Annotated in this window: 25 protein-coding genes; 11 read left to right on the forward strand and 14 right to left on the reverse strand. The window is 68.7% G+C overall.

Annotation, left to right across the window (positions count from 1 at the left end; genetic code table 11):
* Positions 1 to 6 precede the first annotated feature (6 nt).
* From BLV57_RS21810 to BLV57_RS21835, 6 genes are all read right to left on the reverse strand, one after another.
* Positions 7 to 1743, reverse strand: coding sequence for a DUF8189 domain-containing protein (locus BLV57_RS21810; protein ID WP_091291521.1), 1737 nt, complete (start codon positions 1741 to 1743; stop codon positions 7 to 9).
* A 14-nt stretch (positions 1744 to 1757) separates the two neighbouring features.
* On the reverse strand, positions 1758 to 1940 hold the full coding sequence (locus BLV57_RS21815) for a ferredoxin (protein WP_091291523.1): 183 nt from the start codon (positions 1938 to 1940) through the stop codon (positions 1758 to 1760).
* The gene (locus BLV57_RS21820; protein ID WP_091291524.1) at positions 1937 to 3145 is read right to left on the reverse strand and encodes a cytochrome P450; all 1209 of its coding nucleotides are present in this window, start codon (positions 3143 to 3145) and stop codon (positions 1937 to 1939) included. Before BLV57_RS21820 ends, BLV57_RS21815 begins: the two co-directional genes overlap by 4 nt.
* Before the next feature lie 230 nt (positions 3146 to 3375).
* Positions 3376 to 4575, reverse strand: a complete 1200-nt coding sequence (locus BLV57_RS21825) for a cytochrome P450 (protein ID WP_091291526.1) — start codon at positions 4573 to 4575, stop codon at positions 3376 to 3378.
* A gap of 120 nt (positions 4576 to 4695) precedes the next feature.
* The gene (locus BLV57_RS21830; protein WP_091291527.1) at positions 4696 to 6192 is read right to left on the reverse strand and encodes a CoA-acylating methylmalonate-semialdehyde dehydrogenase; all 1497 of its coding nucleotides are present in this window, start codon (positions 6190 to 6192) and stop codon (positions 4696 to 4698) included.
* On the reverse strand, positions 6189 to 7487 hold the full coding sequence (locus BLV57_RS21835) for an aspartate aminotransferase family protein (protein WP_091291529.1): 1299 nt from the start codon (positions 7485 to 7487) through the stop codon (positions 6189 to 6191). Before BLV57_RS21835 ends, BLV57_RS21830 begins: the two co-directional genes overlap by 4 nt.
* A gap of 83 nt (positions 7488 to 7570) precedes the next feature.
* Between BLV57_RS21835 and BLV57_RS21840 the strand changes: the two genes are divergently transcribed.
* The gene (locus tag BLV57_RS21840) at positions 7571 to 9178 is read left to right on the forward strand and encodes a PucR family transcriptional regulator (protein WP_091291530.1); all 1608 of its coding nucleotides are present in this window, start codon (positions 7571 to 7573) and stop codon (positions 9176 to 9178) included.
* Between the two features lie 57 nt (positions 9179 to 9235).
* Positions 9236 to 9613 (forward strand): SSI family serine proteinase inhibitor, encoded by a 378-nt coding sequence (locus BLV57_RS21845; protein WP_091291532.1) that lies wholly within the window; start codon positions 9236 to 9238, stop codon positions 9611 to 9613.
* A 51-nt stretch (positions 9614 to 9664) separates the two neighbouring features.
* Here BLV57_RS21845 and BLV57_RS21850 read toward each other — a convergent pair whose 3' ends face one another.
* The 4 genes from BLV57_RS21850 to BLV57_RS21860 all read right to left on the reverse strand — a co-directional run bounded on the left by BLV57_RS21850 (position 9665) and on the right by BLV57_RS21860 (position 13337).
* Positions 9665 to 10855 carry a DUF4153 domain-containing protein gene (locus tag BLV57_RS21850; protein ID WP_091291992.1) on the reverse strand — a complete coding sequence of 397 codons (1191 nt, stop codon included), beginning with the start codon at positions 10853 to 10855 and terminating at the stop codon, positions 9665 to 9667.
* Positions 10816 to 11211: a hypothetical protein gene (locus BLV57_RS43365; protein WP_176968698.1), complete on the reverse strand. Its 396-nt coding sequence runs from the start codon at positions 11209 to 11211 to the stop codon at positions 10816 to 10818. Before BLV57_RS43365 ends, BLV57_RS21850 begins: the two co-directional genes overlap by 40 nt.
* A 462-nt stretch (positions 11212 to 11673) precedes the next feature.
* Positions 11674 to 12681 carry a HAMP domain-containing sensor histidine kinase gene (locus BLV57_RS21855; RefSeq protein WP_091291533.1) on the reverse strand — a complete coding sequence of 336 codons (1008 nt, stop codon included), beginning with the start codon at positions 12679 to 12681 and terminating at the stop codon, positions 11674 to 11676.
* The gene (locus BLV57_RS21860; RefSeq protein WP_425426023.1) at positions 12678 to 13337 is read right to left on the reverse strand and encodes a response regulator; all 660 of its coding nucleotides are present in this window, start codon (positions 13335 to 13337) and stop codon (positions 12678 to 12680) included. The genes BLV57_RS21855 and BLV57_RS21860 overlap by 4 nt, the downstream gene beginning before the upstream one ends.
* Before the next feature lie 172 nt (positions 13338 to 13509).
* On the opposite strand from BLV57_RS21860, the gene BLV57_RS21865 reads away from it, so the two are divergent.
* Positions 13510 to 14469, forward strand: coding sequence for an alpha/beta fold hydrolase (locus tag BLV57_RS21865; RefSeq protein WP_091291537.1), 960 nt, complete (start codon positions 13510 to 13512; stop codon positions 14467 to 14469).
* A gap of 48 nt (positions 14470 to 14517) precedes the next feature.
* Here BLV57_RS21865 and BLV57_RS43370 read toward each other — a convergent pair whose 3' ends face one another.
* Both BLV57_RS43370 and BLV57_RS21870 read right to left on the reverse strand, forming a co-directional pair.
* On the reverse strand, positions 14518 to 14655 hold the full coding sequence (locus tag BLV57_RS43370; RefSeq protein ID WP_176968741.1) for a hypothetical protein: 138 nt from the start codon (positions 14653 to 14655) through the stop codon (positions 14518 to 14520).
* A gap of 216 nt (positions 14656 to 14871) precedes the next feature.
* Positions 14872 to 15093, reverse strand: a complete 222-nt coding sequence (locus BLV57_RS21870; RefSeq protein ID WP_143047115.1) for a hypothetical protein — start codon at positions 15091 to 15093, stop codon at positions 14872 to 14874.
* A gap of 143 nt (positions 15094 to 15236) precedes the next feature.
* On the opposite strand from BLV57_RS21870, the gene BLV57_RS21875 reads away from it, so the two are divergent.
* The 7 genes from BLV57_RS21875 (at position 15237) to BLV57_RS21905 (ending at position 21708) form a co-directional block, all read left to right on the forward strand.
* A complete protein-coding gene (locus BLV57_RS21875) occupies positions 15237 to 15464 on the forward strand; it encodes a hypothetical protein (protein ID WP_091291541.1) in 228 nt (75 codons plus the stop codon).
* Positions 15449 to 15973 carry a DUF6879 family protein gene (locus BLV57_RS21880; RefSeq protein ID WP_091291543.1) on the forward strand — a complete coding sequence of 175 codons (525 nt, stop codon included), beginning with the start codon at positions 15449 to 15451 and terminating at the stop codon, positions 15971 to 15973. The genes BLV57_RS21875 and BLV57_RS21880 overlap by 16 nt, the downstream gene beginning before the upstream one ends.
* Positions 15970 to 16797: a helix-turn-helix domain-containing protein gene (locus tag BLV57_RS21885; RefSeq protein ID WP_091291546.1), complete on the forward strand. Its 828-nt coding sequence runs from the start codon at positions 15970 to 15972 to the stop codon at positions 16795 to 16797. The genes BLV57_RS21880 and BLV57_RS21885 overlap by 4 nt, the downstream gene beginning before the upstream one ends.
* A gap of 178 nt (positions 16798 to 16975) precedes the next feature.
* Positions 16976 to 18520 carry an NCS1 family nucleobase:cation symporter-1 gene (locus tag BLV57_RS21890; RefSeq protein WP_091291548.1) on the forward strand — a complete coding sequence of 515 codons (1545 nt, stop codon included), beginning with the start codon at positions 16976 to 16978 and terminating at the stop codon, positions 18518 to 18520.
* Entirely contained in the window at positions 18471 to 19313 is an 843-nt protein-coding gene (locus tag BLV57_RS21895; protein ID WP_091291550.1) for a nitrilase-related carbon-nitrogen hydrolase, read from the forward strand. The genes BLV57_RS21890 and BLV57_RS21895 overlap by 50 nt, the downstream gene beginning before the upstream one ends.
* A 3-nt stretch (positions 19314 to 19316) precedes the next feature.
* Positions 19317 to 20702, forward strand: coding sequence for a dihydropyrimidinase (gene hydA, locus BLV57_RS21900; RefSeq protein ID WP_091291552.1), 1386 nt, complete (start codon positions 19317 to 19319; stop codon positions 20700 to 20702).
* Between the two features lie 10 nt (positions 20703 to 20712).
* On the forward strand, positions 20713 to 21708 hold the full coding sequence (locus BLV57_RS21905) for a TIGR03842 family LLM class F420-dependent oxidoreductase (protein WP_091291554.1): 996 nt from the start codon (positions 20713 to 20715) through the stop codon (positions 21706 to 21708).
* A gap of 59 nt (positions 21709 to 21767) precedes the next feature.
* Here BLV57_RS21905 and BLV57_RS21910 read toward each other — a convergent pair whose 3' ends face one another.
* Positions 21768 to 22910, reverse strand: a complete 1143-nt coding sequence (locus BLV57_RS21910) for an ROK family transcriptional regulator (RefSeq protein ID WP_091291556.1) — start codon at positions 22908 to 22910, stop codon at positions 21768 to 21770.
* A gap of 145 nt (positions 22911 to 23055) precedes the next feature.
* On the opposite strand from BLV57_RS21910, the gene BLV57_RS21915 reads away from it, so the two are divergent.
* On the forward strand, positions 23056 to 23877 hold the full coding sequence (locus BLV57_RS21915) for a glycoside hydrolase family 16 protein (RefSeq protein WP_091291558.1): 822 nt from the start codon (positions 23056 to 23058) through the stop codon (positions 23875 to 23877).
* Between the two features lie 42 nt (positions 23878 to 23919).
* On the opposite strand, the gene BLV57_RS21920 is transcribed toward BLV57_RS21915, so the two are convergent.
* The gene (locus tag BLV57_RS21920) at positions 23920 to 26817 is read right to left on the reverse strand and encodes an AfsR/SARP family transcriptional regulator (RefSeq protein WP_176968742.1); all 2898 of its coding nucleotides are present in this window, start codon (positions 26815 to 26817) and stop codon (positions 23920 to 23922) included.
* Positions 26818 to 26848: the final 31 nt, after the last annotated feature.

The raw sequence follows: 26848 nt of genomic DNA on the forward strand, positions 1-26848 counted from the left end.
AGGGACTCAGCCGACTACCTGGGTGAGGCGGCCGTCGACGCCGAGAGCCACCACGCCGCCCTCGACGACGGCGGGCGAGCTTTCGGTGTAGCCGCCGACCGGGTGCCAGCCCGACGCGTCGCGGGCGCTGATGCCGTGCGCGGCATTGCGGGCGTAGACCTCGCCGGTGGCGGTGGCCGCGACTTCGCCTGGCCCGCCTGGGTTTCCGAGGTCGGTCACCATGCCGTCGACGGCCATCAGCACGGCGGCCGTCTCGGTCGCGCGGAAGTAGACGTGCGCCTTGCCGTCGGTGCCGGCCACGGCCGTCGGCGCGGTCGCCGCCGCTCCCGGCACGACCGCGCTGTCCCACTCGAACCCGTCCGACCCTTGCGCCAGCCGCGCGATCGAACACGTCGCCGTGACGTACAGCCTCGCCGAGCACTGCGTCGCGAAGACCTGCAACCGGCCGTCGACCGACACGACCGAAAGCCCGTCCTGCACGCCCCAGCCGTGCATGTCCTGCCAGTCCCCGAAAGTCCCGTCCGCGTTCTGCTGCCGCGCGCTCACTCCCCCGCCGCCATTGCGCACGAAGAACCACAGGCGCCCCTGCGCATCGGCCGCCGCCGCGGGCAACCCGGTCTGCGTACCGCCAGGCCCATTGGGGTTACCCAGGGACGTCCAAGCAGAGTAACCGTCACCCTCCTGCACCGCGGTGACAACGTCGAAAGTGTTGCGGTTCAACGAGAACAGCCGCAACCGGCCATCAGCCTGCCGAGCCAAGGTCACCGCGGGCGCGAAGCCACCGCCACCGAGACCGACCGGTTTTCCCCACTCTCCCCGTGCATTCCGGCGCCAGCGTTTCACTTCGTCGCCGAGAACCGCATACGCCTCGCCGGAACCGTCGGTCCACGAGACCCCGGACGGCCACCGGTTCAGCATCGTCTGGCGCCAGCCGAGATAGGACGCCGGGTCGTCGAACAGTGTCGCGACGTTCGTGTCGACGTCGGCGTAGGCGCGGAACGCCTTGGTCCGCTCGGCGCGCAGCGCCGGGTCCAGGCCGGTCGGGAGCTGGGCGTCGTCATAGCCGCGGTAGTTGCGCACCTGCGCCTTGCCTCGGTACGACTCGGCCGCGAGGTTGGTGAAGCGCGCGACCGCCGTGTGGTCGGGATTGTCGGGGTCGGGGGCGTAGAAACCGCTCAGTGGCGCGGGATTCTGGGTACGGATCACCGTGGGACGGAAGCGGTCCATCAGCCACGTCAACGTCTTGGTGAGCTTGTCCCTGGTGTAGACGTCCTCGGCCTGCGCCGGGCTCCAGGTCGGCCGCACCGTGCCGCCGGCGGCCACTTCGCCGGTCCACAGCCCATGCAGATCCGACCAGTCGTGCAGCCGCAGGAAGACCAGCTTGATCGACGGCCGCGCGCGCAGGGTGGCGAGCTCGGCCGTGGTGCCGGTGCCGGTCCGCAGCGCGACGCGATCCCAGCGGTTCGCGACGCCCGCCATGGTCGCGTACGCGTTCCGCTCGCCCGCCTGCCGCATCTCCGCGTAGTCCTCGGGCGTCATCGACTCGGGATGGCTTCCCTCGCCGGCGGTGACGTACACCGTCACGGAAGCCTTGAGAGTCTGCGACAGGTCGGGCGTGAGGAACAACAGGTCGTCGTCCTGATGCGCGACCACGTTCAGGAAGACCGCGGACGGCGGGCGGGCGGCCGCCGTCTGTCCCGGAACCAGGAGCAGAGCCGCCAGTACGAGCGCAACGAAACGCATGGAAGCAAAATCAACTATTCGGCGGCCAAACGCAATGCCTGGCTTGGGCACAGATCGATGGCATCGCGGACCCTGCCGGACTCCTCGTCCGAGAGCACCACCACGAGCCCGCCGTCGTCCTGGTCGAAGACGGCGGGCTCGGTCAGCACGCACAGCGCCGAGCCGACGCAGCGGTCACGGTCCGCGTGGACCTTCACCAGCTGACCATCAGCTCGTGCAGGCCGTACACCTCCGAATCGTCCTTGAACGGCATCTCGTCGAGCGAGCCTTCCAAGTGCAGGCAAGGGATCCGCCGGAACAGCGTGTCGAACACGATCTGCAGCTGCATCCGCGCGAGGTTCGCGCCGAGGCACTGGTGGATGCCGTAGCCGAACGCGATGTGGTTCTTGGCGCCGCGCTCGATGTCGAAGGTGTCGGGGTTCTGGAACGCTTCGGGGTCCCGGTCACCGAGACTGGACAACGGGATCACGCCCTCACCCTTGCGGATCAGCACCCCGCCGAGCTCGACGTCGGCGGTCGCGACCCGCGCGCCCGCCGCCTCCGCGACGGTGAAGTAGCGCGCGATCTCCTCGACCGCGTCCATCGTCTTGCGGGGATCGGCGACGATCTTCTCCAGCTGCTCCGGGTGCTCGAGCAGCGCGACCACGCCGAGCGAGATCATGCTCGCCGTCGTCTCGTGGCCGGCGCTGAGCAGCAGGAACCCGAGTTCGACGATCTCGCGGTGCCGGACGCCGCCCTCGGCGCGCTGCTTCGCGATCAGCCTGCCGATCAGGTCGTCGGCCGGGTTCTTCTCCTTCTCGGTGACCAGCTCGTCGAAGTAGTCGAGCAGCTCGTCGAACGCCTGGCGGCGCTGGTCGTGGCTGAAGGTCCGGCTGATCATCGCCTGGGTGCGGGTCTGGAAGTACTCCTGGTCGCGCACGGGCACGCCGAGCAGCTCGCAGATCACCAGCGACGGCACGGGCAGCGCGAGCGTCGACACGAGGTCGACCGGGAGGCCGCTGCTCAGCACGATGTCGATCTGGTCGTCCACGATCTGCTGGATCCGCGGCCGCAGCGTCTGGATCCGCTTGAGGGTGAACTCGCCGAGCACCTCCCGGCGCTTCGGGCCGTGTTCGGGCGCGTCCATCTCGTTGAGCGAGGCACGGAAACCCGAGATCGCCTCGACCCCTTCCGCGATGAGCGGGAAGCCGGGCTGGTGGCGGTCGGAGCTGAACCGGGGATCGGTCAGCATCGTGCGGATGTCCTTGAGCTTCGAGATGGCCCAGACCTGCATGCCGGACGGCAGCCTGACCCGGGAGATGGGCGCCTCCTCACGCAGTGCCTTGTACTCCGACGGCGGTGAGAACGGGCAGGCCCGCTTCAACGGCCACGAGAGGACCTGCGGCTGGGCGACTTCGGTCATGTCATATCCCCGTCCGGACAAACGGCGTGCTTTTCGGGCGGCGAATTCTGGTGTCAGAGTCGCCTTTTCCGGTTTACCGTCCGGCGCGCGGCGTCGTCCAACCCGCCGGAGACGACCTCGTCAGGTCCGTACCACTTAAGGGTGACCCCTATGATTCACCCGATCATGCCCGCTTTCCGGCCACCGAAAGTGCATTGACCGAGAGCGCTTTCACGAATCGATGCAACGCACTACCAGGTGACCGGAAGCTCGTGCATGCCATAGATTTCGGAGTCGGCCTTGAACGCCATCTCCGCCACCGGGATCGCCGGGCGCAGTCCGGGAATACGCCGGAAGAGTGACTCGAACACGACCTGCAGCTGCACCCTGGCCAGATTCGCGCCGAGGCATTGATGCATGCCGTGGCCGAACGCCACATGGCTGCGCGCGCCGCGGTCGATGTCGAAGGTGTCGGGGTTCTCGAACGCGCCGAGGTCCCGGTCGGCGAGATTGCTGAGCGGGATCACGCCCTCGCCCTTGCGGATCAGCACCCCGCCGAGTTCGACGTCCTCGAGCGCGACGCGCGCGCCCGCCGCCTCCGCGATGGTGAAGAACCGTTGCAGCTCCTCGACCGCGTCGAACATCTTTTCGGGGCTGGACAAGGCTTTTTCCAGCTGCTCCGGGTATTTCAGGAACGCCACGACACCCAGCGAGATCGACGCCGCCGTCGTCTCGTGACCCGCGCCGAGCAGCAGGAAGGCCAGCTCGACGATCTCGCGATGCCGGATGCCGCCGTTCTCACGCTGCTTGAGAACCAGCCTGCCGAGCAGGTCGTCGGTCGGCTCGGCGACCTTGGCCGTGACCAGCTCGTCGAGGAACTTCAGCAGTTCCTTGGTCGCGAGATGCCGCTGTTCGGGCGTGTACGAGCGGCTGATCATCGCCTGCGTGCGGGTCTGGAAAAAGTCGTGATCGGTGTACGGCACGCCGAGCAGCTCGCAGATGACGAGCGACGGCACCGGCAGGCTGAGCGTCGACACGAGGTCGACGGGCTTGGGTCCGCGCAGGATGAGGTCGAGCTGCGCGTCGACGATCTCCTTGATCCTCGGGCTCAGCGCCTTCATTCGCCGCACGGTGAACTCCGCCAGCACCTCACGGCGTTTCGGGCCGTGCTCCGGCGCGTCCATCTCGTTGAGCGACGCGCGGAAGTCCGGCATGGCGACGAGTCCCTCGGCGATCTTCGGGAACCCGGGGTTGTGGCGGTCGGAGCTGAACCGAGGGTCGGTCAGCATCGAGCGGATGTCCTGGAGCCCGGAAATCACCCAGGCGTCGAACCCCGACGGCAGCCGGACGCGCAGCACGGGTGAGCGCTCGCGCAACTTCTCGTATTCGGCGGGCAGCGAGAACGGGCAGGTTCGCTGGACCGGCCAGTGGGTCAGTTCGCTTTCCGGCATGTTCGTCCCTCGGGAGGCGCGGATATGACAGTGCGGCGGAAAAGGGGCACCTTTCTGGAGTACCGCCTCGTCCGCCGCACCGTCCACCCACCGTGGAGAGAACAGTCAGGTCCGATTCACCTAGTCATTACGCGGAAAACCGAGATTGACGCCGCCGTGCGACGGGTCGAGCCAGCGCGAGGTGACCACTTTCGTCCTGGTGAAGAAATGGAATCCCTCCGGCCCGTAGGCGTGGGAATCCCCGAACAGCGAATCCTTCCAGCCGCCGAACGAGTAATACGCGACCGGCACCGGGATCGGCACGTTGAGGCCGACCATGCCGACCTCGACCTCGTTCTGGAACCGCCGCGCGGCGCCGCCGTCGTTGGTGAAGATCGCCACGCCGTTGCCGTACGGGTTGGCGTGGATGAGATCGAGCGCCTCGGCGTACCCGTCGGCGCGCGCGACCGACAGCACCGGCCCGAAGATCTCGTCGGTGTAGATGGACATCTCCGGCCGCACATGGTCGAACAGCGTCGGCCCCAGCCAGAATCCATCGGCCGCCCCGTCGGCGTCCACTGTCCGTCCATCGACCACCAGCGCGGCGCCCGACTCGACTCCGGCGTCCACATAGGACTGGACGCGCTCGCGGTGCGCGGCGGTGACCAGCGGGCCCATCTCCGAACTGGGCCGCCTGCCGTCGCCGACCCGCAGTCCCTTGATCCGCTCGGCGATCTTCGCGACCAGCTCGTCGCCGATCGGGTCGACGGCCACGACCACCGAGACGGCCATGCACCGCTCACCCGCCGAGCCGAAGCCCGCGGACACGGCCGCGTCGGCCGCGAGATCCAGATCCGCGTCCGGGAGCACGACCATGTGGTTCTTCGCGCCCCCGAGCGCCTGCACGCGCTTGCCGTTGCGGGTGCCGGTCTCGTAGACGTACTTCGCGATCGGGGTCGAGCCGACGAACGAGATCGCCTTGACGTCCGGGTGCTCCAGCAGGCCGTCGACCGCGACCTTGTCGCCGTGCAGCACGTTCAGCACCCCGGCGGGCAGCCCGGCCTCGGCGAACAGCTCGGCGATGAAGTTGGCGGCCGACGGGTCCTTTTCGGACGGTTTGAGCACGACCGTGTTGCCGCAGGCGATCGCGTTGGGCGCGAACCACAACGGCACCATCGCCGGGAAGTTGAACGGCGAAATGACGCCGACCACGCCCAAAGGCTGCGCGATCGAATAGACGTCGACACCGGTGGACGCGTTCTCGCTGAATCCACCCTTGAGTAATTGCGGCGCGCCGCAGGCGAATTCGACGTTCTCGATCGCGCGCGCGATTTCGCCCGCCGCGTCCGATTCGACCTTGCCGTGCTCGGCCGTGACGATCTTGGCCAGTTCGTCCTTGCGCGCCACGAGCAGCTCGCGGAAGGCGAACAGCACCCGGCTGCGGGCCGCGAGCGAAGTCGCACGCCAGCCCGGCAACGCGCGCTTGGCCGCGGCGACCGCCTCGGCGACGTCGGCCTCGGAAGCGAAGTCGACCTGGGCCTGGACCTCGCCGGTCGCCGGGTCGTAGACGTCGCCGGTGCGCTCGGCGACGGCCGAGTAGGGCTTGCCGTCGATCCAGTGGCTGATGCGAGCGGTCACTTGACGGCCTCCTGCGCGCGTGCGACGGATTCGCCGAGGATCTCGAGTGCCTCGGCGGCTTCGGTCTCGGTCAGTGTCATCGGCGGGGCGAGCCGGACGACGTTGTTGTGCAGCCCGCCCTTGCCGACCAGCAGGCCACGCTCGCGGGTCTCCTCCAGCACGATGCCCGCGGCCTCGGGGCTCGGCGTGGTGCCCGGCGAGACGAACTCCATGCCGATCATCAGGCCCTTGCCACGCACGTCGCCGAGCACGTCGTACTTGTCGCCGAGGTCGCGCAGCCCGCGCAGCAGGTAGTCGCCGAGCTTGCGCGCGTTGCCCTGCAGGTCCTTGTCGAGCAGGTAGTCCAGCGTCGCCTTGGCGCCCGCGGTCGAGATCGGGTTGCCGCCGAAGGTCGAGATCGAGTTGGCGGTGAGGCAGTCCATCAGGTCGCCGCGGGCGACCACACCGCCGATCGCGAGGCCGTTGCCGAGGCCCTTCGCGAACGTCAGCGCGTCCGGCGTGATGCCGTGCGCCTGGAACCCCCAGAAGTGCTCGCCGGTGCGGCCCCAGCCGGTCTGCACCTCATCGGAGATGAACAGGATGCCGTGCTCGTCGAGCACCTCCTTCATGGCGCCGAGCAGGCCGTCCGGCGGCACGTTGAACCCGCCGACACCCTGGATCGGCTCGGCGATCAGGGCGGCGACGTCGCCCGAGGTGGTCGTCTGCAGCACGTCACGCAGGTCGTCGACGCAGGCGGCGATGTAGTCCTTGTCGGACAGACCTGCGAACGGCCCGCGGTAGCGGTAACCGCCGTGCACGTAGCTGACCTTGACCGGCGAGAGCGAGCTCGCGGACCAGCCGCGGTTGCCGGTGATGCCGATCGTGGCGAACGCGCGGCCGTGATACGAGTTGCGCAGCGCCAGTATCTGGTTGCTGCGCCGCTGCTGCGTCGCGAGCATGAGCGCGGTCTCGTTGGCCTCGGTGCCGGAGTTGGTGAAGAACACCTTCGCGTCGGGGATGCCGGACAGCTCGGCGATCTGCTCGGCGAGCTCCACCTGCTTGCGGATCAGGTACAGCGTCGACGTGTGGAGCACGCCGGTGTCGAGCTGCGCGCGGATCGCGTCGGAGATCTCCTTGACGCCGTAGCCGATGGCGTTGGTCAGGATCCCGGCGAAGAAGTCGAGGTAGGTGTTGCCGTTCGAGTCGGTGACGCGCCTGCCTTCGGCACGGACGATCTCGATGGGCTCCTTGTAATACAGGGCCAGCCACTGCGGGAGGACTGCCCGGTGCCGGTTCACCAACGTCTCTTCGCTCATGGTTCCCGAGTCTCGGTGCGGGCGGCACGCTGGCACTACCGGCAACGTGTACCGACTAGCGCCACCGCCCGTACAGTCTGTGTATGTATCCGACCGTGGCCGAAGTGCTCGCCTTGCCGGTTCTGCGGCATGGGCGGCCGCACGTCGTCGCGGGCGCGATCGGCCTCGGCGCGTACGTGCGCTGGGTGCACGTCGCCGAGGTCACCGACATCGCGCACCTGCTCAAGGGCGGCGAGCTGGTGCTCACCACGGGCGTCGCGCTGCCCGACGACGAGGCCACGCTCACCCGGTACATCGACGAGCTGGCGGCCGTCGGCGTGTCCGGGGTGATCATCGAGCTGGTCCGGCACTGGAACGACGAGCTGCCCGGCGCGCTCGTCCGCGCCGCCGACAAGCACGGGATCCCGCTGGTCACGCTGTCACGCGAGACGCGCTACGTCACCGTCACCGAGTCGGTCAACGGGCTGATCGTGGACGCCCAGGTCGCCGAGCTCAAGGCGGCCGAGCGCGTGCACGAGGTGTTCACCGCGCTGACCGTGTCCGGCGCGGAGCCCGAGGCCGTGCTGCGCGAGGTCGCGCGGATGACCGAGCAGCCGGTGGTGCTGGAGACGCTGTCGCACGAGGTGCTCGCGTACGACGCGGCGGGCATGGACCCCGGTGACCTGCTCACGGGCTGGCTGACGCGGTCGCGCACGATCCAGCTCGGCGAACGCACCGGGTATCACTCGGGCGCCGGCTGGCTGGTGACGATCGTCGGCGCGCGCGGGCACGACTGGGGGCGGCTGGTGCTCGTCTGCCCGGACACGCCCCCGCATCGCCACCGGGTGGTCGCCGAGCGCGCGGCGTCCGCGCTGGCCGTGCATCGCCTGGTCGCGAAGGACACCGACAGCCTCGAACGCCAGGCCCACCGTGCGGTGCTGTGCGAGCTGCTCGGCTCGCCGGTGCCGTCCGCGGAACTGCTCGCGCGCGCGTCCGCGCTGGCCGTGCCGCTGACCGGCGGCCAGCTGGTCGGCGTCGCCATCCGGCCGCGGCCGGCCTCGACCGGCCTGCCCGCGGTGTCCACCGGCCCGATGCTGCGCGAACTCGCCGAAGCGACCGCGCTGGCGGCGCGCCGGGCGCGGGTGCGCGCGCTGGTCGCGACGGTCGACGAGACGAGTGTGCGAGCACTGATCTCGTTGTCACCGGAGGCGAACCCGGACACCGTGCTGCACCGGCTGGCCACCGACGTCCACGAGACGCGCGCGCCGAGCGTCGTCGCCGTCGGGACCACTGTGGACGGACCGGCCGAGGCACGCCGCACGCTCGTCGAGGCCGCGCACGTGGCCGCGGCCGCGTTGCGCACCGACGTGAAGCGGGTGTTCCACCGGCTCGACGACGTCCGCCTGCGCGGGCTCCTGCAGCTGCTGGCGACCGACGAGCGGCTGGAAGCCTTCGCGGCGCGGGAGCTCGGGCCGCTGCTCTCGCGGGACGCGGCGACGGGAAGCCGTCTGATGCAAGCACTGCGGCACTACTGCGAACACGGCGGCAACAAGTCGGCGGCGGCCGCGGCCGCGCACACCTCGCGGACCGCGTACTACCAGCAGCTGGCCCGGATCGAGCAGGTGCTCGGCGTCCAGCTGGAGGATCCGGAGTCGATGCTCTCGCTCTACGTGGCGCTGCTGGCGCACGACACATTGACCACCCATTCGTGAGAGTTGACCACTCTTCCGAGTGGCCTTTTGTCGCGGGCAACTGCCGATAGATCTTGTATGGCAATTTTCGAAACGATCACCGCCGTCGCCTTGGCCGCAGCTTCGCTGGCGGGCCCCGCGTCCCCCGAGAACGCTTCGTACGCCTTACGTCTCAGCCAGACCGACAGCAGCGGCGGCTACGCCCGCGCCACCCTCACTTGCAAAGAACCCGCCGGCTCGGTCAAGGATCCGGCCAAAGCCTGCGCGGTGCTCGAAGCCGCGGGCGGCAAGTTCTCCGCGATCGAAGAGGCCTCGACGGCCTGCCCGCTGAACTTCGCCCCGGTCACCGTCGCGGTCACCGGACGCTGGAACGGCGAGGCCGTCGACTACAAGAACGAGTTCCCCAACGCCTGCAACGCGTCCAACGCGACGCAGGGCATTTTCCCGCTCAAGTGAGACCAGGTGTGGTGAGCACCCTCCCCCTCGAACGGTGCTCACCACACCCACCTACCGGCCCGCCATCCTGGAGAAGTTGAACTCCTGCCAGGAATCGGCCTTGATACCAGCCCGAACCGGTCCGCGAACCGCCGCCCGGACCGGCTCGGGCAACCTCTCCACCGCGGGCAGCACATCGGCGGAAAGCGTGCTCAGATAAGCGGAATCGATGCCATGCCCATCGGCCATCCGATCGATGTTGCGGTCGGCGATGAACCGCTCCGGGTTCAGCACGGCCAGCGCCAGCAGCGCGGCCATCGCGGTCCCGATCGCCGCCCTCGACAGCCACGCCTGGTCCAGCTTCCAGATCGCGGCGATCATCAGCAGATAGACGGCGCCGAGCCAGAGTTCACAGGTCTCGACGAGGAGTCGCAGCACGGTGAACCCGTACGCCTGCTGATATGTCCACATGCGACTCAACGCGGACGCCACGATCACCAGCGTCAGCAGGCTCAGCGCGGTGAGCACGCCCCGCAGCCACCAGCGGTCTTGCGTGGTTTCCTTGCTGCCCCACCGCAACGCGATCACGATGACCCCCAGTGTCAGCACCGTGATCGCGGACAGCTGCCAGAACCCTCCCCTGGCGTACTCGGCGTAGGTAAGCCCTGACGTGCGCAGGACGTAAGCGTCGCCCCCGAACAACGCGACAAGCTGAGCGAACACGAACCCGGCGAACAGGAGCGTCAGCACGCCGACCGGCAGCGCCCATTCGATCCGGTGCAGCACCTTGTTTTGAGTGGCTTCCCCGGCTGGGCGCGGCGGCGCGGCGAGCACGAACAGCGCGCCCGCGGTGGCGGCCCCGACCAGTCCGAACACGAAGATCCACTGGACGGCGTAGGCCCCGTCGATCTCCGGCATCGCGGCGCTGAGCACCCCGGCGAAGGTGGCGTCGGCCGAACTCAGGAGGGGGACGAAGACCGCGAGCAGCGCGAGCGTCACGAAGACGGCCGAGGCCGTGCGTTTGGTCGCGCCGCTGGGCTTGCGATGGGTCTTCTTGCGGCCTCGGCCGAGCCAGGCGAGTCCGCCGAAGGCCTCGATCGGGACGGCGAGGATGTCGTACAGGAGTCCTTTGACGGACCTCGGTCCCACGACGGCCAGCGATCCGGCCGTCGCCGCCGCGAGCGCGCAGAAGACGAAGAGCCACTCGGCCGCGCGGATCGTTCCTACGGCGAGGAGAGCCAGAGCCAGTGCGGCCCAGAGGATCCTTGCGCGGCTTGGGTTTCTTGGGGTTGGCTGGGTTTGGTGAGGGCCTCCCTCACTCGGCCTGCCTGGGTGAGGGCCTCCTTTACCCGGCCCAGCTTGGTCGGGGCCTCCCTCGCCCGCCCCCTCTGGATGAAGGCTCCCTTCATCCGCCTCCACTGGATGAAGGCTCCCTTCATCCGCCTCCACTGGATGAAGGCTCCCCTCATCCACCCCCTCTGGATGAAGGCTCCCCTCATCCACCCCCTCTGGATGAAGGCTCCCCTCATCCACCTCCACTGGATGAAGGCTCCCCTCATCCAGGTCGAACTCGTGAGGGCCTCCCTCACCCGCTTCCGCTTGGCGAGGGCCTCCTTCACTCACCCTGGCTTGGGCAGGGCCTCCCTCACCAAGCCCAGCCTGGTCAGGGCCTCCCTCACCACCTGGATGAAGGCTCCCTTCATCCGCCCCCGCCGACCGACCACCCCAGTCCCGAGCCCGCCGATCCGCGACCACCACAGCCACCACACAAACGATCCCCGCCACCAGCCACCCGACCCCCGGCCGGTCCAGCGGAATCACGATCGCCCCCACCACAGCCGCCGCCACCACGGCGGGCAATACCGACGGCGGCAGAGCCACCCGCGCCGACTTGGGCACATAAGCGGGCCGGGCGAGCACCGGAACCGGCGGCACCGGACGCGCCTCCGGTGGTGGTGGCATCGGGGCGACAGTCGCCACCGGGGTCGCGTGAGCAGGCCGATCGGCCATGGGAATCCTCCAGAGGGTGTGCTTGATCGCCCCGTGTCCCGCAAGCGGTCCGGGGTGATTTCAGGGAAAGGTCAGCGCGGCAGGGTCACGCGGATCCGGGAACCGGGGCCCGCGACCCCGATCGAGCCGCCGTGCAGGTCGACGACCCAGCGTGCGATGTTCAGGCCGAGGCCCGTGCCACCGCCGCCTGCCCGTTCGCCCCGGGTGAAGCGCTCGAAGACGCGGGCGTGGTCCTCGGGGCGGATGCCGGGGCCCTCGTCCCGGACTTCGATGACCACGTGGTCGCCGAGCACCCGGGCTTCGACGCCCACCTCGCCGCCCGCCGGTCCGTGGCGGGCGGCGTTGTCGAGCAGGTTGAGCAGGACCTGGTGCAGGCGCGCGCGGTCGGCGGACACGACGATGCGGGGTTCCAGGTCGACCGTGAAGCGGACGCCGCGGCCGAGTGCGGCGGCCATCACCTCGGCCTCGGCGATGACCTCGTCGACCAGTGGCGCTAGTTCGACGTCCTCCACGTCCAGTGGGAAGGCGCCCGCGTCGATGCGGGAGAGGTCGAGCAGTTCGGAGACGAGCGCGCTGAGCCGCTCGGTCTGGGTGAGCGCGGTGCGCAGCGTCCGGGGATCGGGGTGCTCGACGCCGTCGACGAGGTTTTCGAGCACGCCGTTGAGCGCGGTGATCGGGGTCCGCAGTTCGTGGGAGACGTTGGCGATGAGGTCGCGGCGCTGCTGGTCGGCGGCGGCGAGGTCGGCGGCCATCCGGTTGAACGCGTCGGCGAGCCTGCCGACCTCGTCGCGTGAGGTCGCGCGGACCCGGCGGGTGTAGTCGCCCTTGGCCATCCGGCCCGCGGCGGCCGTCATCTCCCGCAGCGGCCTGGTCATACCGTGCGCCAGAATCTGCGACGTGACCAGCGCCAAGACCACGGCCGTGATCGTGGTCCGCGGTGGCAGCCAGCCGATCTGCCAGCGGAAGAAGCCGAGCGCGATGCCGCCGGAGCCGACGATCAGCAACGCCAGCTTGATCTTGATCGACCGCACCGGGTCGAGTGGTCTCGGCAGGAAGTCGACAAGGGTCTGGAGTTTCACGAGTTGACGTCCAGCGCGTAGCCGACGCCGTGCACGGTCCGGATGAGATCCGCGCCGAGCTTGCGTCGCAGTGCCTTGATGTGGCTGTCGACGGCGCGGGTGCCGGACGCGTCCGCCCAGTCCCAGACCTCGCTGAGCAGGCGTTCCCGCGCCAGCACCGCCCGCGGCCGCTTCGCGAGATGCACCAGGAGCTCGAACTCCAGCGGCGTCAGCTGCGCTTCGGAGTCGCCACGGGACACGCGGCGCTCGTCGATGTCGATCTCGAGGTCGCCCAGCACGATCTTGGAACTGCGCGGCACGGCGCGGTCGACCCGCCGGAGCAGCGCCTGCACCCTGGCCGCGAGCACGCGCATCGAAAACGGCTTGGTCAGGTAGTCGTCCGCGCCGACGCCGAGCCCGATGAGCAGGTCGGTCTCGTCGGCGCGCGCGGTCAGCATGAGCACCGGCACCGGGCGGCGCGCCTGGATCCGGCGGCAGACCTCGAGCCCGTCGAACCCCGGCAGCATCACGTCGAGCACCACCAGGTCGGGTTCGGCGCTCTCGGCCCTGGCGACGGCGGCGGGCCCGTCGTGCGCGAGCTCGATCGCGTGCCCCTCCGCACGCAGCCTGGCCGCGATCGACTCGGCGATCGTGAGGTCGTCCTCGACGACGAGAATCCGCCGCGCTCCCAGTTCCATGGCTCTGACCTTAAGCAATGCGCGTGGAGACGATCCGTGCGGTTTGTGAAGATCGTGTGGAGGCCCAGCCTTTCAAGCGTGCTTGAAAGGCCTTGCCAACGTCTGAACCGCCCACAATGCTCTCCGCACTTAACGCTGGAGGGAAGCCGATATGCAGTTCTCAAGACGTAAGATGCTCGCCGCCGGAGCCGGCGTGGCCGCGACCGCGGCGACCGGCGGAGTCGCCTCGGCTTCGGTAGACCACTCGGTTTCCGACACCGCGCTGGCCCGCTCACTGGGCTTCACCAGCGCTCACGCCGACGTGAACGGCACCAGCCTGCATTACGTGACCGGCGGCCAGGGAGCCCCGCTGGTCCTGCTGCCCGGCTGGCCCGAGACCTGGTGGCAGTTCCGCAAGATCATGCCGGCGCTGGCCCGCCGCTACCGCGTGATCGCCGTCGACCTGCGCGGCATGGGCGGCTCGGCCAAGCCCGCGGGCGGCTACGACAAGAAGACGATGGCGCGCGACATCTTCGAGCTGACCCGCCGTCTCGGCCACACCCAGGTCAACATCGCGGGCCACGACATCGGCGCCATGGTCGCCCACAGCTTCGCCATCAACCACAGCGACGCGACCACCAAGGTCGCCCTGCTCGACGTGGCCCACCCCGACGAGAGCCTCTACCAGCTGCCGCTGCTGCCCAAGCCGGGCGAGTTCCACCTGTGGTGGTTCGCCTTCAACCAGGTCCGCGCGCTCCCCGAGCAGCTCATCACCGGCCGTTCCCGCTTCCTGATCGACTACTTCTGCGACCTCCTGCTGGTCAACCCCGCCGCGATCAGCGACGCCACCCGCGCGATCTACGCGCAGGCCTACGCCAAGCCGGACGCGATCCGCGCGGGCAACGCCTGGTACCAGGCCTTCAACCAGGACATCGAAGACCAGAAGACCTACCCCAAGGTCACCAAGCCACTGCTCGGCCTGGCCGCCGAGGCGAGCTTCGAGTTCTTCCAGTACGTCTTGTCCACCAAGGGAACCGACGTCCGGGTGAGCAAAGTGGAGCGTTCCGGCCACTTCCTCGCCGAGGAGCAGCCGGACACCGTCATCCGCGCCCTCACCGAGTTCTTCGCCTGAGCCCCGGGGGTCGTGAGTGTTGCGGCCGGTTCTAACCGGCCTAAACACTCACGACTCCTGACGTCGGGTCAGGCGATCGAGGTACTTGATCAGCCTGCGTTCGCTGCGGTACACCCAGTCGCGGACGTCGGGATCGAGGTCGGCGAACGGATCTTCCAGGACTTTGTCGCGAGGGACATGCACCATCGCGCCCACCCAAGTCCGGCAGTCGGAACACCACGCGAGACCGATGCACCGCTCGTAGGACGAAGACGCCGGTGGGTGGTACCGGTAAGCGAAGGATCGAATCGTCCCAGTGCATGCGACCGGCTTGCCGTACTCGGCGGCGTCCGGCGCATGCAGCCTTGAGACTTTCCTTCAATTGTATTGAGTCCAGTGATCTTCCATGGGCCCTCCCAACGCTCAGCAGCCTTCATGGTGATGTTCGCAGACGTAGGCCGCTCCGCTCCACGCTTTATAGGCGGTCTGGCAGTACATGCACGTGTTGACCGCGCGCTGCCACGCGGTCCAGGTCGCCTGTTCCTCCTCCGTCGCCCTGCGATGGACCAGCGACGCGGGCACGGTCACGTTCACGACCGACAGCCGCCCGCCGACCGAGGACGCGGCCGTCATCTGCCTCTTCACGCGAAAAGCGTCGCCCCGGCGCGGGCGCAGCTCGAAGCAAACTCATAGAATCTGCGAAACTGTCACCCAATAAGACGACGAATGGCCCTCACCAGCACCAACAACAGTGCGCTATTCTACAAATTCTACAAGCGGAGGCGATCATGCGACTGACCCATCTTGGTTCGACTTCGAAGAACGGCGGCTGCCCCGAGCTCTACGCCACCGACCGAGGCACCTACCTTGTGCAGGGCGCCAAGATCACCGATCCGGAGGCGCTCGCGATCCTGCGGCAGCGTGGCTTGCCTGAACACGAGACGGCCGTCGAGGTCCCCGCCGCCTTGTTCGAGTTCCTGCCCCGGCGTCGGGATCCCGAGTGCGCCGATCGCTGAACGCGGGCACCGACTTCAGCGCTTTGCTCAAGTCGGTGCGGCGGTCTTCTTGGCGCTGGGAATGCCAGCGGGAGTACGCCGTCGACCTGCCCGAGGTCGAACGCTGGCGTAAAGGCCTTTCCGTGCTGGAAACCGAAGAGGACCGTGCCTGGCTGGCACATCTCGGCGTCCTCAAAGCGGCGGGCATCCCGTTCGAGCGTGTCCGGATGCTGACCGAACCGCTCACCGACTACCTTGCGTGGATGCTCCAGGCGATCGGCCCCAATGTGGCCGCAGGCGAGGACGTGCGGTGGCTCAAGGAAAGCACCGCCCGCGAACTGGGTATGCCGCACCACGACTTCTATCTGCTCGACGAGACGAGCGTGGCCGAACTCCGGTTCACTGAAGAAAACGTCCTCACGGCTGTCGTCGTCGACGACGACACGGCCGTCGTCGCCGAGCATCAGCGCTGGCGCCGGGCCGCGTGGTCCGCCGCGATTCCGCACGCCGAGCTGCGGATCGGCCGGTGACCTTCGAAAAGCGGCAGCTCGAACTCGGCAACAGCCTGCGCGAGCTGAGGACGGCAGCCGGTTTCGTCACCGGCAAGGACTTCGCCGAGCGGATCGGCTGGCTGGCTTCCAAGGTCAGCCGGATCGAGAACGGGCGCACATTGCTGTCGGACGCCGATCTCACCACCTGGTGTCTCGCGGTCGCAGCGCCCGCGAAAGTCACCGCGGAGCTACGCGACAGCCTGCTCGGCGTCCGGCTCGAACGGGACCGCTGGAAACGGCAACTCCGCCAGGGCCACACAGCCAGGCAACGAGCCGAGGCGGTCAGTGAACAAGCCGCCTCGCACATCACGATGGTCGAGTTCTTCGTCGTGCCAGGTCTCGTCCAGACGCCGGACTACGCCCGCGCGGTCTTCGACCTGGCGGCAGAGTTGCACGAATCGCCGTCCGATACCGGCGATGCCGTCCGGGCGAGGATCCGCCGCCAAGAGGTTCTCTACGACACGGGCAAGACCATCGAGATCCTGGTCGGCGAATCCGCCTTGCGTTATCCGATCTGCCCACAGCCGGTACTGCGCGCGCAGCTCGACCGGCTGACGAACCTGGCAGGCCTCCCGCATCTGCGGTTCGGGGTGGTACCACTCGACGTTCCACTCCCGACCGTCACCATGCACGGCTACGGCATCCTCGACGACACGGTGACCGTCGAGATCAACCACACCGAGATCACGGTGAGCGATCCCGAGGACGTCGACCTCTACCACCGGATCACCGAACGACTCTGGGACACGGCGGTCGAAGGCGCCGCCGCGACCGCACTGGTGCGCGGCCTGCTCAACGGCTGACCTTTGATCCGCCCGATCGTGTGTTTCACCCGCGTGACCTGCATGCTAAGCGCGGGTATGTGACGCGGGTCATGCATCGCGGAGCGGTCGAGCGCAATCGACAGTGTGCGCGCGGCCATGGCCAACGCTGAACACTCTGCCAGTGCCACCGCTCCGCCGGGCGGCGCAGGATGCCGCAATGGAGCCGACGACACGCGCGCACAGCGACGGCCGGGTCGAACTCACCGACGTCACGTCCCTGGAGGGCAGCCGGTTCTTCAACAGTGAACTGGCGCCGGTCCCGGTCGAAAAGCGGACCTGGACCACTTACAACTATTTCGCGCTCTGGATGGGGATGGCGCACAACATCCCCAGTTACGCGCTGGCCGCGTCGCTCATCGCACTCGGGATGAACTGGGTGCAGGCGTTGCTGACGATCACCATCGGCAACCTCATCGTGCTCGCGCCGATGCTGCTCAACAGCCACGCGGGCACCAAGTACGGCATTCCCTTCCCGGTGTTCGCGCGTGCCTTCTACGGGGTGCGCGGGGCGAACCTCGCCGCTCTCCTCAGAGCGTTCATCGCGTGTGGATGGTTCGGGATCCAGACGTGGGTCGGCGGTGAGGCGCTCTACATCATCGTCGGGCGGCTGGCGGGCTCCGGCTGGAAAGACTCCGCCGTCGTGCTCGGTCAACATTGGACGCTGTGGCTTTCGTTCGGTGTCTTCTGGGTGATCCAGATGCTGATCATCTGGCGTGGCATGGAGGCCATCCGCCGGTTCGAGAACTGGACGGCGCCACTGGTGTCCGTCGGCTTCCTGATCATGCTCGCCTACGTGCTCATCCAGGCTGGCGGCTTCGGGCCGATCCTTTCCGAGCCGGGGAAACTGGGCTGGGGACCGGACTTCTGGAAGGTGTTCGCGCCGACGCTGATGGCGATGATCGCGTTCTGGTCGACGCTTTCGCTCAACATGCCGGACTTCACCCGCTTCGGCGGCAGCCAGGGCAAGCAGGTGAAGGGCCAGATCCTCGGCCTGCCGACCACGATGACCTTCATCGCGATCGTGGCGATCCTGACCACCTCGGGCGGCAGTGTCCTTTATGGCGAGCAGATCTGGGACCCGGCGAAACTCGCGGACAAGTTCGCCAGCCCGCTGGTCGTCGTGGTCGCGCTGATCGCGCTGGTGCTCGCGACCATCTCGGCGAACCTGGCCGCGAACGTGGTCAGCCCGTCGTACGACTTCTCGAATGCCTTCCCGCGCAGGATCACCTTCGCGGTCGGCGGCCTGATCACCGGCGTGATCGGCATCCTGATCCAGCCGTGGCGGCTGTACTCGGACCCGAACATCTACATCTTCGCGTGGCTCGGCTTCTACGGTGGGCTGCTCGGCGCCGTCGCCGGTGTGCTGGTCGCCGGTTACTGGGTGGTCAGCCGCACCGAACTGAAGCTGCGCGACCTCTACACCGAGGGTGGCGCGTACTGGTTCAGCGGCGGCTGGAACTGGCGCGCGCTGGCCGCGACCGTCGTCGGCGCGGTGCTCGCCGTCGGCGGCGCGTATGGCGGCCCCTTCCCCGCGGACGGGCTGATCCCGTTCCTCAAGCCTCTCTATGACTACAACTGGGTGGTCGGCCTGATAGGCGCGTTCCTGGTTTATCTGGCCTTGGCCTTGCCCGCTACCAACAAGGAGGAAATCAGTGAGCGACGTAGTGCGCGCCGGGTTGATCCAGCAGCGGTGGACGGGTGACAAGGAGTCGATGATCGCCAACGCCGTCGAAGCGATCGGCAAGGCGGCGTCACAAGGCGCACAGGTCGTCTGTCTCCAGGAATTGTTCTACGGCCCGTATTTCTGCCAGGTGCAGGACACGGACTACTACTCCTACACCGAGCAGATCCCGGACGGCCCGACGACCAAGCTCATGCAGGAGGTCGCCGAGCGGCACGGGGTCGTGCTCGTGGTGCCGATGTACGAGGTCGAGCAGCCGGGGGTGTACTACAACACCGCCGCGGTGATCGACGCCGACGGCACCTACCTCGGCAAGCACCGGAAGAACCACATCCCGCAGGTCAAGGGCTTCTGGGAGAAGTTCTACTTCCGTCCCGGGAACATGGGCTACCCGGTGTTCGACACCGCGGTCGGCCGCATCGGCGTCTACATCTGCTACGAACGTCACTTCCCCGAGGGCTGGCGGGCGCTGGGCCTGGCGGGCGCGAAGATCGTGTTCAACCCGTCGGCGACGAGCCGGGGGCTGTCCGAATACCTGTGGCGCGTCGAGCAGCCCGCCGCCGCGGTGGCGAACGAGTACTTCGTCGGCACGATCAACCGCGTCGGCGTGGAACCGCTGGGCGAGAACGACTTCTACGGTCAATCGTACTTTGTGGACCCGCGCGCGCAGATCGTCGGCGGCGCGGCTTCGGACACCGAGGAGGAGATCGTCGTCCGTGATCTGGACATGGGCTTGCTCGCCGAGGTCCGCGACCAGTGGGCCTTCTACCGCGACCGCCGCCCGGACAGCTACGGACCGCTGACGGAGGCCTAAGCCATGACAACGCTGATCAAGGGCGGGCAAGTACTCTCGACCACTGGCGCTTCACTCGCGGATGTGCTGGTAGACGGCGAAAAGATCATCGCCGTGACCGCGCCGGGCGTGTTCACCGAGGCCGACGAGGTCATCGACGCGACCGGGAAGTACGTGCTCCCAGGCGGTATCGACGCGCACACTCACATGGAGATGCCGTTCGGCGGCACGCATTCGGTCGACACCTTCGGCACCGGCACCACGGCCGCCGCCTGGGGCGGCACGACCACGATCATCGACTTCGCCGTGCAGGCGAAGGGCACCTCCGTGTTGTCCACTTTGGACAAGTGGCACGAGAAGGCCGACGGCAACTGCGCCATCGACTACGGCTTCCACATGATCATCTCCGACGTGAACGACACGTCACTGAAGGAGATGGAAGCCTGCATCGACGGCGGAGTCACCAGCTTCAAGATGTTCATGGCCTATCCCGGCGTCTTCTACTCGACCGACGGCGAGATCCTGCTGGCCATGCAGAAGGCCCGCGAGACCGGCTCGACGATCATGATGCACGCCGAGAACGGCATCGCGATCGACCAGCTGGCCGCGCAGGCCTACGCGGCAGGCCGGATCGAGCCGGTGCACCACAGCCTCACCCGCCCGCCGGAGCTCGAGGGCGAGGCGACCTCGCGCGCGATCACACTGGCCAAGGTGACGGGCTCGCCGCTGTACATCGTGCACTTGTCGGCCGCACAGGCACTGGCAGCCGTCGCGGAGGCTCGCAACGAAGGCCAGAACGTCTTCGCGGAGACGTGCCCGCAGTACCTCTATCTGTCTATTGAGGACATGGCGAAGCCGGACTTCGAGGGCGCGAAGTACGTCGCGTCGCCGCCGTTGCGGGAGAAGTCGCATCAGACGGACCTGTGGAAAGGCTTGCGCACCAACGACCTTTCGGTGGTGTCGACCGACCACTGCCCGTTCTGCTTCAAGGACCAGAAGGAGCTGGGCCGCGGCGACTTCCGTGCGATCCCGAACGGGATGCCCGGTGTCGAGCACCGGATGGACCTGCTGCACCAAGGCGTGGTCGCGGGCGAGATCTCGCTCGGACGCTGGGTCGAGACCTGCTCGACGACACCCGCCCGGATGTTCGGGCTGTACCCGCAAAAGGGTGTCATCGCACCGGGTTCCGACGCCGACATCGTGATCTACGACCCGGCGGCACGCCAGACCCTCTCGGCCGAGACGCACCACATGAACGTGGACTACTCGGCGTACGAGGGCCTGGAGATCACCGGCAAGGTCGAGACCGTGCTCTCGCGCGGGCGGGTCGTGGTGTCGCCGTCGGGCTTCAGCGGCAGCACCACGCACGGCAAGTTCCTCAGCCGCGGGCTGAACCAGTACCTGATTTAGGGGGAGAGTCGTGGATTTCGGAATCGTCCTGCAGACCGACCCGCCCGCCCGCGAGGTCGTGCGGCTGATGAAGGCCGCCGAGGACCAGGGTTTCCGCTATGGGTGGACGTTCGACTCCTGCGTGCTGTGGCAGGAGCCGTTCGTCATCTACTCGCAGATACTGGCGGCGACGTCCTCGATGATCGTCGGCCCGATGGTCACCAGCCCCGGCACCAGGGACTGGTCGGTGATGGCGTCGACCTTCGCCACGCTGAACGACATGTACGGCAACCGGACGATCTGCGGCATCGGCCGCGGCGACTCCGCGCACCGCGTTGTCGGCAAGCCACCGTCCACTTTGGCCACCGTGCGGGACTGCATGCACACGGTCAAGGAACTCGCCGAGGGCCGCGAGGTCGTCATGAACGACAAGGCCGTCCGCATCCCGTGGATCCGCGACGGCAGGCTCGAGATGTGGATGGCCGGTTACGGGCCCAAGGCGCTGAAGATGGTCGGCGAGCACGCCGACGGCTTCATCCTCCAGTGCGCGGATCCGGCCATCGCCCGCTGGACGATCGGCTCGGTCCGCGAGGCGGCGCGGGCGGCGGGCCGCGACCCGCGCGGCATCACCATCTGCCTCGCCGCGCCCGCGTACGTCGGCGAAGACCTGCCGCACCAGCGTGAACAGCTGCGCTGGTTCGGCGGGATGGTCGGCAACCACGTGGCGGACCTGGTCGCGCGCTACGGCGACTCGGGCCCGGTCCCGCACGAACTGACCGACTACATCCGCGAGCGCCAGGGCTACGACTACGCGCACCACGGCAAGGCGGGCAACCCGTCGACCGACTTCGTGCCCGACGAGATCGTCGACCGTTTCTGCCTGCTCGGCCCGGCCTCCGCGCACGTGGACCGGCTGGAGGAGCTCAAGGAGCTGGGCGTGGACCAGTTCTCGCTCTACCTCATGCACGACGACCGCGAGCAAACGCTTGCGGCGTACGGCGAGCAGGTCGTTTCCAAGCTCGGCTAGCGGGATAAAGCGGGCTTTATCCCGGGTGCTTTCCCCGGGATAAAGCCCGCTTTATCCCGCTAGCCCCTGGTGAAGATGTCCGCCCGCGCAGCCTGCAAGGCCAAAGCCACCGCGCCCGCTCGGACGACGTTGCCCGGCACCGAACTCAGCGTGAGCCGGGGCTGCGCGATGGCCAGCTCACCCAGCTCCTCGTGGATCCGCGCGAGCAGCGCCTCACCGCCCGCGTGCGGGATCTCGCCGCTGAACACCACCAGGCCAGGGTCCACCACGGAGATGATCGACGCGAGCCCGGTGGCCAGCCGGGTCGCCAGCTCGGCCAGGAACGCGTCGCTCCCCTGAGCGACCGCCTCCGCCGCGGTCTCGCCCGCGATCCCGTGCGCCCGCGCGAGATCCAGCACGGCCGCGGCGCCGGACGAAAGCTGGAAGCCGCCGTGACCGCCGCGGCCGATCTCCCGGCTCAGCGGGACTCCGGCCACCGGCATGTAACTGACCTCGCCCGCACCGCCGGTGGCGCCGCGGCGGACCCGGCCGTTGAGCACCAGCGCCATGCCGAGGCCTTCGCCGGCCCACAGCAGGACGAAATCCTCGACGTCTTTCGCTTGTCCCGCCCGCATTTCCGCCAGGGCGGCCAGATTGACGTCGTTCTCGACCACGACGCGAGTGCCGAGCGCGGTGGTCAGCGCTCCGTCCAGCTCGGGCAGATCCCAGCCGGGGAGGTGCGGCGCATAGCCCAGCCGTCCGGTACGCGGATCGAGGGCACCCGGTGTGCCGAGCACGACTTGACGCAACTCCCCCACCTTCAGGCCGACCTGCGCGGTGGCGGCCTCCACAATGGACCGCAACCGCTCGGCCGGGCGTCGAGGCGTCGCGCAGTCGTGCTCGGCGACGATAGTGCCGGTGATGTCCGCGATCGCGACCGAAAGGCGGTGCGGCGTCACATCGACCCCGGCGACGTACGCGGCACGGGCGTTGGCGGCGTAGAGCTTGGCGCTGGGGCCGCGGCCGCCCTCGTCGATTCCGGCGGGCACCACCAGCCCACCCGTCTCGAGGCGGGCGAGCAGCTGGGTGACCGTCGGGTGCGCCAGCCCGGTGAGGATCGACAGACGGGTGCGGGACAACGGCCCGTGTTCGAGCAGCAGCTCGAAGGCGGCCTTGTCGTTGATCGCCCGCAGGAGCCCCGGCCGGCCGGGCGAGACACTCACACGCGCTCCTCAATTGGAAGGTTTCCTTCAAACTGTAGACGACCAGGCCTCGGCGCGTCTACCTGCTTGACAGCCAGTTCGCCACCCTCTTACCTTCGATTCCCAATATGAAGGTTTGCTTCATATTGGATCCGGAGGAGCATCCATGAAGAGCTTCCACCGCTGGAGCGGCCTGCTGCTGGCCGCCGCACTGACCATCACCGCGGCACCCGCCTCCGCCACCCCGAAGGCGTGGGCGCTGACCTGGTCGGACGAGTTCTCCGGCAGCGCGGGCACCGGCCCTGACCCCGGCAAGTGGACCAACGACGTCGGCGGCGACGGCTGGGGCAACAACGAGCTGCAGTACTACACCGGCGGTCGCCGCAACGCCTCGCTCGACGGCGCGGGTAACCTGAAGATCACCGCGCGCAAGGAGAACCCCGGCGGCTCATGCTGGTACGGCACGTGCCGGTACAGCTCGGCCCGGCTAATCACCCAGGGCAAGTTCGACCAGGCGAACGGCCGCTTCGAAGCACGCATGAAACTGCCCAAGGGGCAAGGACTGTGGCCCGCGTTCTGGATGCTCGGCGCGGACTACGACACCGCGGGCTGGCCGGACTGCGGCGAGATCGACATCATGGAGAACGTCGGCAACGAGCCGAACACGGTGTACGGAACCTTGCACGGCCCCGGATACCACAGCGAAAACGGCCCCGGCGGCTCGACGAACGCCTCGCGACCGCTGTCGGAGGACTTCCACGTCTACGCGGTCGAATGGACCGGCCGCAAGATCACCTGGTTCCTCGACGGCGCCGCCTACCTCACGCTGACCCCGGACAACCTGCCGTCGGGCAAGCGCTGGGTGTTCGACCACCCGTTCTTCCTGCTGCTCAACGTCGCCGTCGGGGGTGACTGGCCGGGCGACCCGGATGCGACCACGAGTTTTCCGCAAGCACTCACGGTCGACTACGTCCGCGTGTACAGCTAGGGAGTCGTGAGTGTTCCGGCCGGTTAGAACCGGCCGGAACACTCACGACCCTTGGAGCAAGCCGTCGGCTTCGGAGGCGTCGGGTGAGCCGATCGCCGCGAGCAGTTCCCTGGCCTGCGCCCAGCATCCGGCCGCCGCGTGGTCGTCGCCGCGGGCGGCGTGGACGCGGCCGATGTCGAGCAGCGTGCGGCCGTGCCACAGCGGCAGCGCCATCTCCACCCAGATCTCGCGTGACCGGTCCAGCTCCGCGAGCGCGCGGTCGTACTCGCCGCGCGCCCGGTGCAACCTGCCCAGGGTGCGCAGTGCCAGCGCCAGTCCGAACGGCTCGTGGTGCTCGGCGTAGATGTCGAGACAGGAGCGCAGCAACGCGTCCGCCTTCGCGAAGTCACCACCGCTCAGCCAGATGTCGGCGAGCGAGTGCGCCGCGTTGGCCTCGTCGTACGGGTCGGCCAGCTCGCGCGCGATCGACAGTGCCCTGGTGGTGAACCGGACCGCCTCATCACCCCGGCCGATCAGCATGCTCAGCCTGCCGAGTCCGCGTGACGACTGCGCCTCGCCGCGCAGGAAACCGTCGCGTTCGGACAGTGCGAGCGCGGCGCGGTAGCTCAGCTCGGCCGCGGCGAGGTCGCCCAGCTCCATGTCGATCACCGCAATGCCATGGCGCGCATAGGCTTCCGTGCGCGGATGGCCGAGTTCGACGGCCAGCTCGGCCGCGCGCTCGAAGTGCCGTCTGGCGGCGGCGTACCGGCCGCTCACCCGATGGATGTGACCGAGCCCGCCGTCGCAGACCGCCTCGCCCGCCAGGTCGCCCAGCTCCGCGAACAACGCCGACGCCTGCTCGAAGCAGCAGATCGACTCCGGGTACTCGTCGAGATTCGTGTGCAGCTCGGCGAGCCCGCGCAGCGCGAGCGCCTGGCCACGCTTGTCACCCGCCCGCCTGGCCGCTTCGAACGCCGTGTCGTGCGTGCGCCGCCAGTCGTGGTGATGTGCCCTGAGCTCGAAGAACGCGACCAAGCAGCTCGCGAGTTCCCAGCTGAGCGCGCCATCGGCCTCGGTGACCACCGCGGTCAGGCAATGCCGCTCGGCCTCCAGCCAGCCCATCGGATCGGCCAGCAGCTCGGCGACCAGGTCCGGCTCCGGCAGCCAGCGCGTGAACCGGCTGTGCGCCCGGTGGAAGTAGCCGTGCGGCAGCCGCTGATCGGCCAGCTCGGCCAGCGCCAGCCAGCCGCCCCATGCCCGCTCGACCGCGGCCGAAGCGTCCGCTGTGGACAGTTCGGCGGCCGCGATCTCGGCCGCCATCAACCGGACCAGGTCATGGCATCGATACCGGTCGGCGCCTTCGACGTCCACCAGCTGCGCGTCGAGCAGTTCTTCGAGCACCTCTTCGGCCTCGGCGGAGCAGACGTCGAGCAACGCCGCCGCGACCCAGCCCGGGAAGTCCGGCACGGTCAGCAGCCCGAGCCGCGCGAACAGGCCGCGCGCCGCGGCGCTGAGCCCCTGATAGCTCAGGTTGAGGCTGGCGCGCACTTCGAGGTCGCCATACCGCAGCTCGTTCAGCCGCTGCCGCTCGTCGAACAGCCGCCCGGCGAGTTTGCCCAGCCCCCAATGCGGTTTCGCGGCCAGCCGCGCGCCGACGATCCGCAGCGCCAGCGGCAATCCCCCGCACAGCCGGACCAGCTGCGCCGCTGACTCCGGCTCACGGTCGATCCGCGCCCCGACCAGCGTGCGCAGCAGCCGGTGCGAAGCGCCGTCCGAAAGCACCTCAAGTTCGAGCAGCTTCGCGCCAGGCAGCCCGGTCAGCCTGCGGCGGCTGGTGACCAGCACCGCACAGGTCGCGGAACCCGGGATCAACGGCCGCAGCTGCCGCTCGCTCGCGGCATTGTCCAGCACCACCAGGACTTTCCGCCCCGCAAGCAGGCTGCGGTACTGCGCGGACGGATCGTCCTCAATGGACGCCGCGCCGAGCGCGCGCAGGAACCGCACCAGCACGTCCGACGAGTCCGCGACCCGGGCGCCACCCCCGAGATCGGCGAACAGCTGGCCGTCGGGGAACCGGGACGCGAGCGCGTGCGCGAGCCGGACCGCCAGCGTCGTCTTCCCGATCCCGCCCTTCCCGGCGATGACGGCGATCGGTGGCAGCCCGTCGAGCAGTCCCCCGAATTCCGCGTCGCGGCCGGTGAAATCGGCCGTGTCCGCGGGCAGCTGCCGCGGCACCGCCTGCTGTACCGGCTCATCCCGCAGGATCATCTGCTCCAGCTGCCGCAGTGCGCCCGACGGCTCCAACCCCAGCTCCCGCACGGAAAGCTCGCGTCCACGCCGGTACGTTTCGAGCGCCTCCGCGCGCAGCCCGGCACGGTACTGCGCGAGCATCAAGGCACCACGCAGCCGGTCACGCAACGGGTACCTGGCCACCAGCCCGGCGACCTCGTCCAGCGAGACGACCCCGAGCCGCGCCTCGGCCTCGATCCGCTCCTCGACGGCGGCGAGCCTGGCGTCCTCCAGCCCCTGGCACAGCCGGGCCCGCGTGTCGTCGTCGATGGTCCCCGCCGCGACCGGCCCGCGCCACAACGCGAGCGCCTCGCGCAGCAGCGCGACCCGTTCCTCGTCCCCCGCGGCCGCCGCCGCGCCGGCGACCAGCGCGCGGAACCGTCCCAAGTCGACCTGCTCCGGCCTGACGACCAGGCGATACCCGTCGCCTTCGGAACGCAGCTCGACCCCGGCCAGCACCTTCCGCAACCGGCTGACCGCGACCTGGATCGCGTTCAGCGCGGTCGCGGGCGGGTTCTCTGGCCAGAGCAGGTCGATCAGCCGCCGCGCCGGGACCGGCCGGTCCGCTTCGAGCAGCAGCACGGTCAGCACGAAGCGCTGCTTGCGCGGTCCCAGCTCCAGCGCCGCGCCGTCGACGGTCGCCTGAACGGCACCGAGCAGCCCGAACTCCACCCCAGCCCCCAGTAAGTCGGCGATAAGCGAA

Source organism: Amycolatopsis xylanica (genome assembly GCF_900107045.1).
Taxonomy (GTDB): domain Bacteria; phylum Actinomycetota; class Actinomycetes; order Mycobacteriales; family Pseudonocardiaceae; genus Amycolatopsis; species Amycolatopsis xylanica.

What these genes read in the sequence shown, in the direction of transcription:
- BLV57_RS21810 (WP_091291521.1), bottom strand. Translation starts at nt 1,743, where the DNA reads ATGCGTTTCGTTGCGCTCGTACTGGCGGCTCTGCTCCTGGTTCCGGGA.
- BLV57_RS21820 (WP_091291524.1), bottom strand. Translation starts at nt 3,145, where the DNA reads ATGACCGAAGTCGCCCAGCCGCAGGTCCTCTCGTGGCCGTTGAAGCGG.
- BLV57_RS21825 (WP_091291526.1), bottom strand. Translation starts at nt 4,575, where the DNA reads ATGCCGGAAAGCGAACTGACCCACTGGCCGGTCCAGCGAACCTGCCCG.
- BLV57_RS21835 (WP_091291529.1), bottom strand. Translation starts at nt 7,487, where the DNA reads ATGAGCGAAGAGACGTTGGTGAACCGGCACCGGGCAGTCCTCCCGCAG.
- BLV57_RS21840 (WP_091291530.1), top strand. Translation starts at nt 7,571, where the DNA reads ATGTATCCGACCGTGGCCGAAGTGCTCGCCTTGCCGGTTCTGCGGCAT.
- BLV57_RS21845 (WP_091291532.1), top strand. Translation starts at nt 9,236, where the DNA reads ATGGCAATTTTCGAAACGATCACCGCCGTCGCCTTGGCCGCAGCTTCG.
- BLV57_RS21865 (WP_091291537.1), top strand. Translation starts at nt 13,510, where the DNA reads ATGCAGTTCTCAAGACGTAAGATGCTCGCCGCCGGAGCCGGCGTGGCC.
- BLV57_RS43370 (WP_176968741.1), bottom strand. Translation starts at nt 14,655, where the DNA reads ATGGTGCATGTCCCTCGCGACAAAGTCCTGGAAGATCCGTTCGCCGAC.
- BLV57_RS21875 (WP_091291541.1), top strand. Translation starts at nt 15,237, where the DNA reads ATGCGACTGACCCATCTTGGTTCGACTTCGAAGAACGGCGGCTGCCCC.
- BLV57_RS21890 (WP_091291548.1), top strand. Translation starts at nt 16,976, where the DNA reads ATGGAGCCGACGACACGCGCGCACAGCGACGGCCGGGTCGAACTCACC.
- hydA (WP_091291552.1), top strand. Translation starts at nt 19,317, where the DNA reads ATGACAACGCTGATCAAGGGCGGGCAAGTACTCTCGACCACTGGCGCT.
- BLV57_RS21915 (WP_091291558.1), top strand. Translation starts at nt 23,056, where the DNA reads ATGAAGAGCTTCCACCGCTGGAGCGGCCTGCTGCTGGCCGCCGCACTG.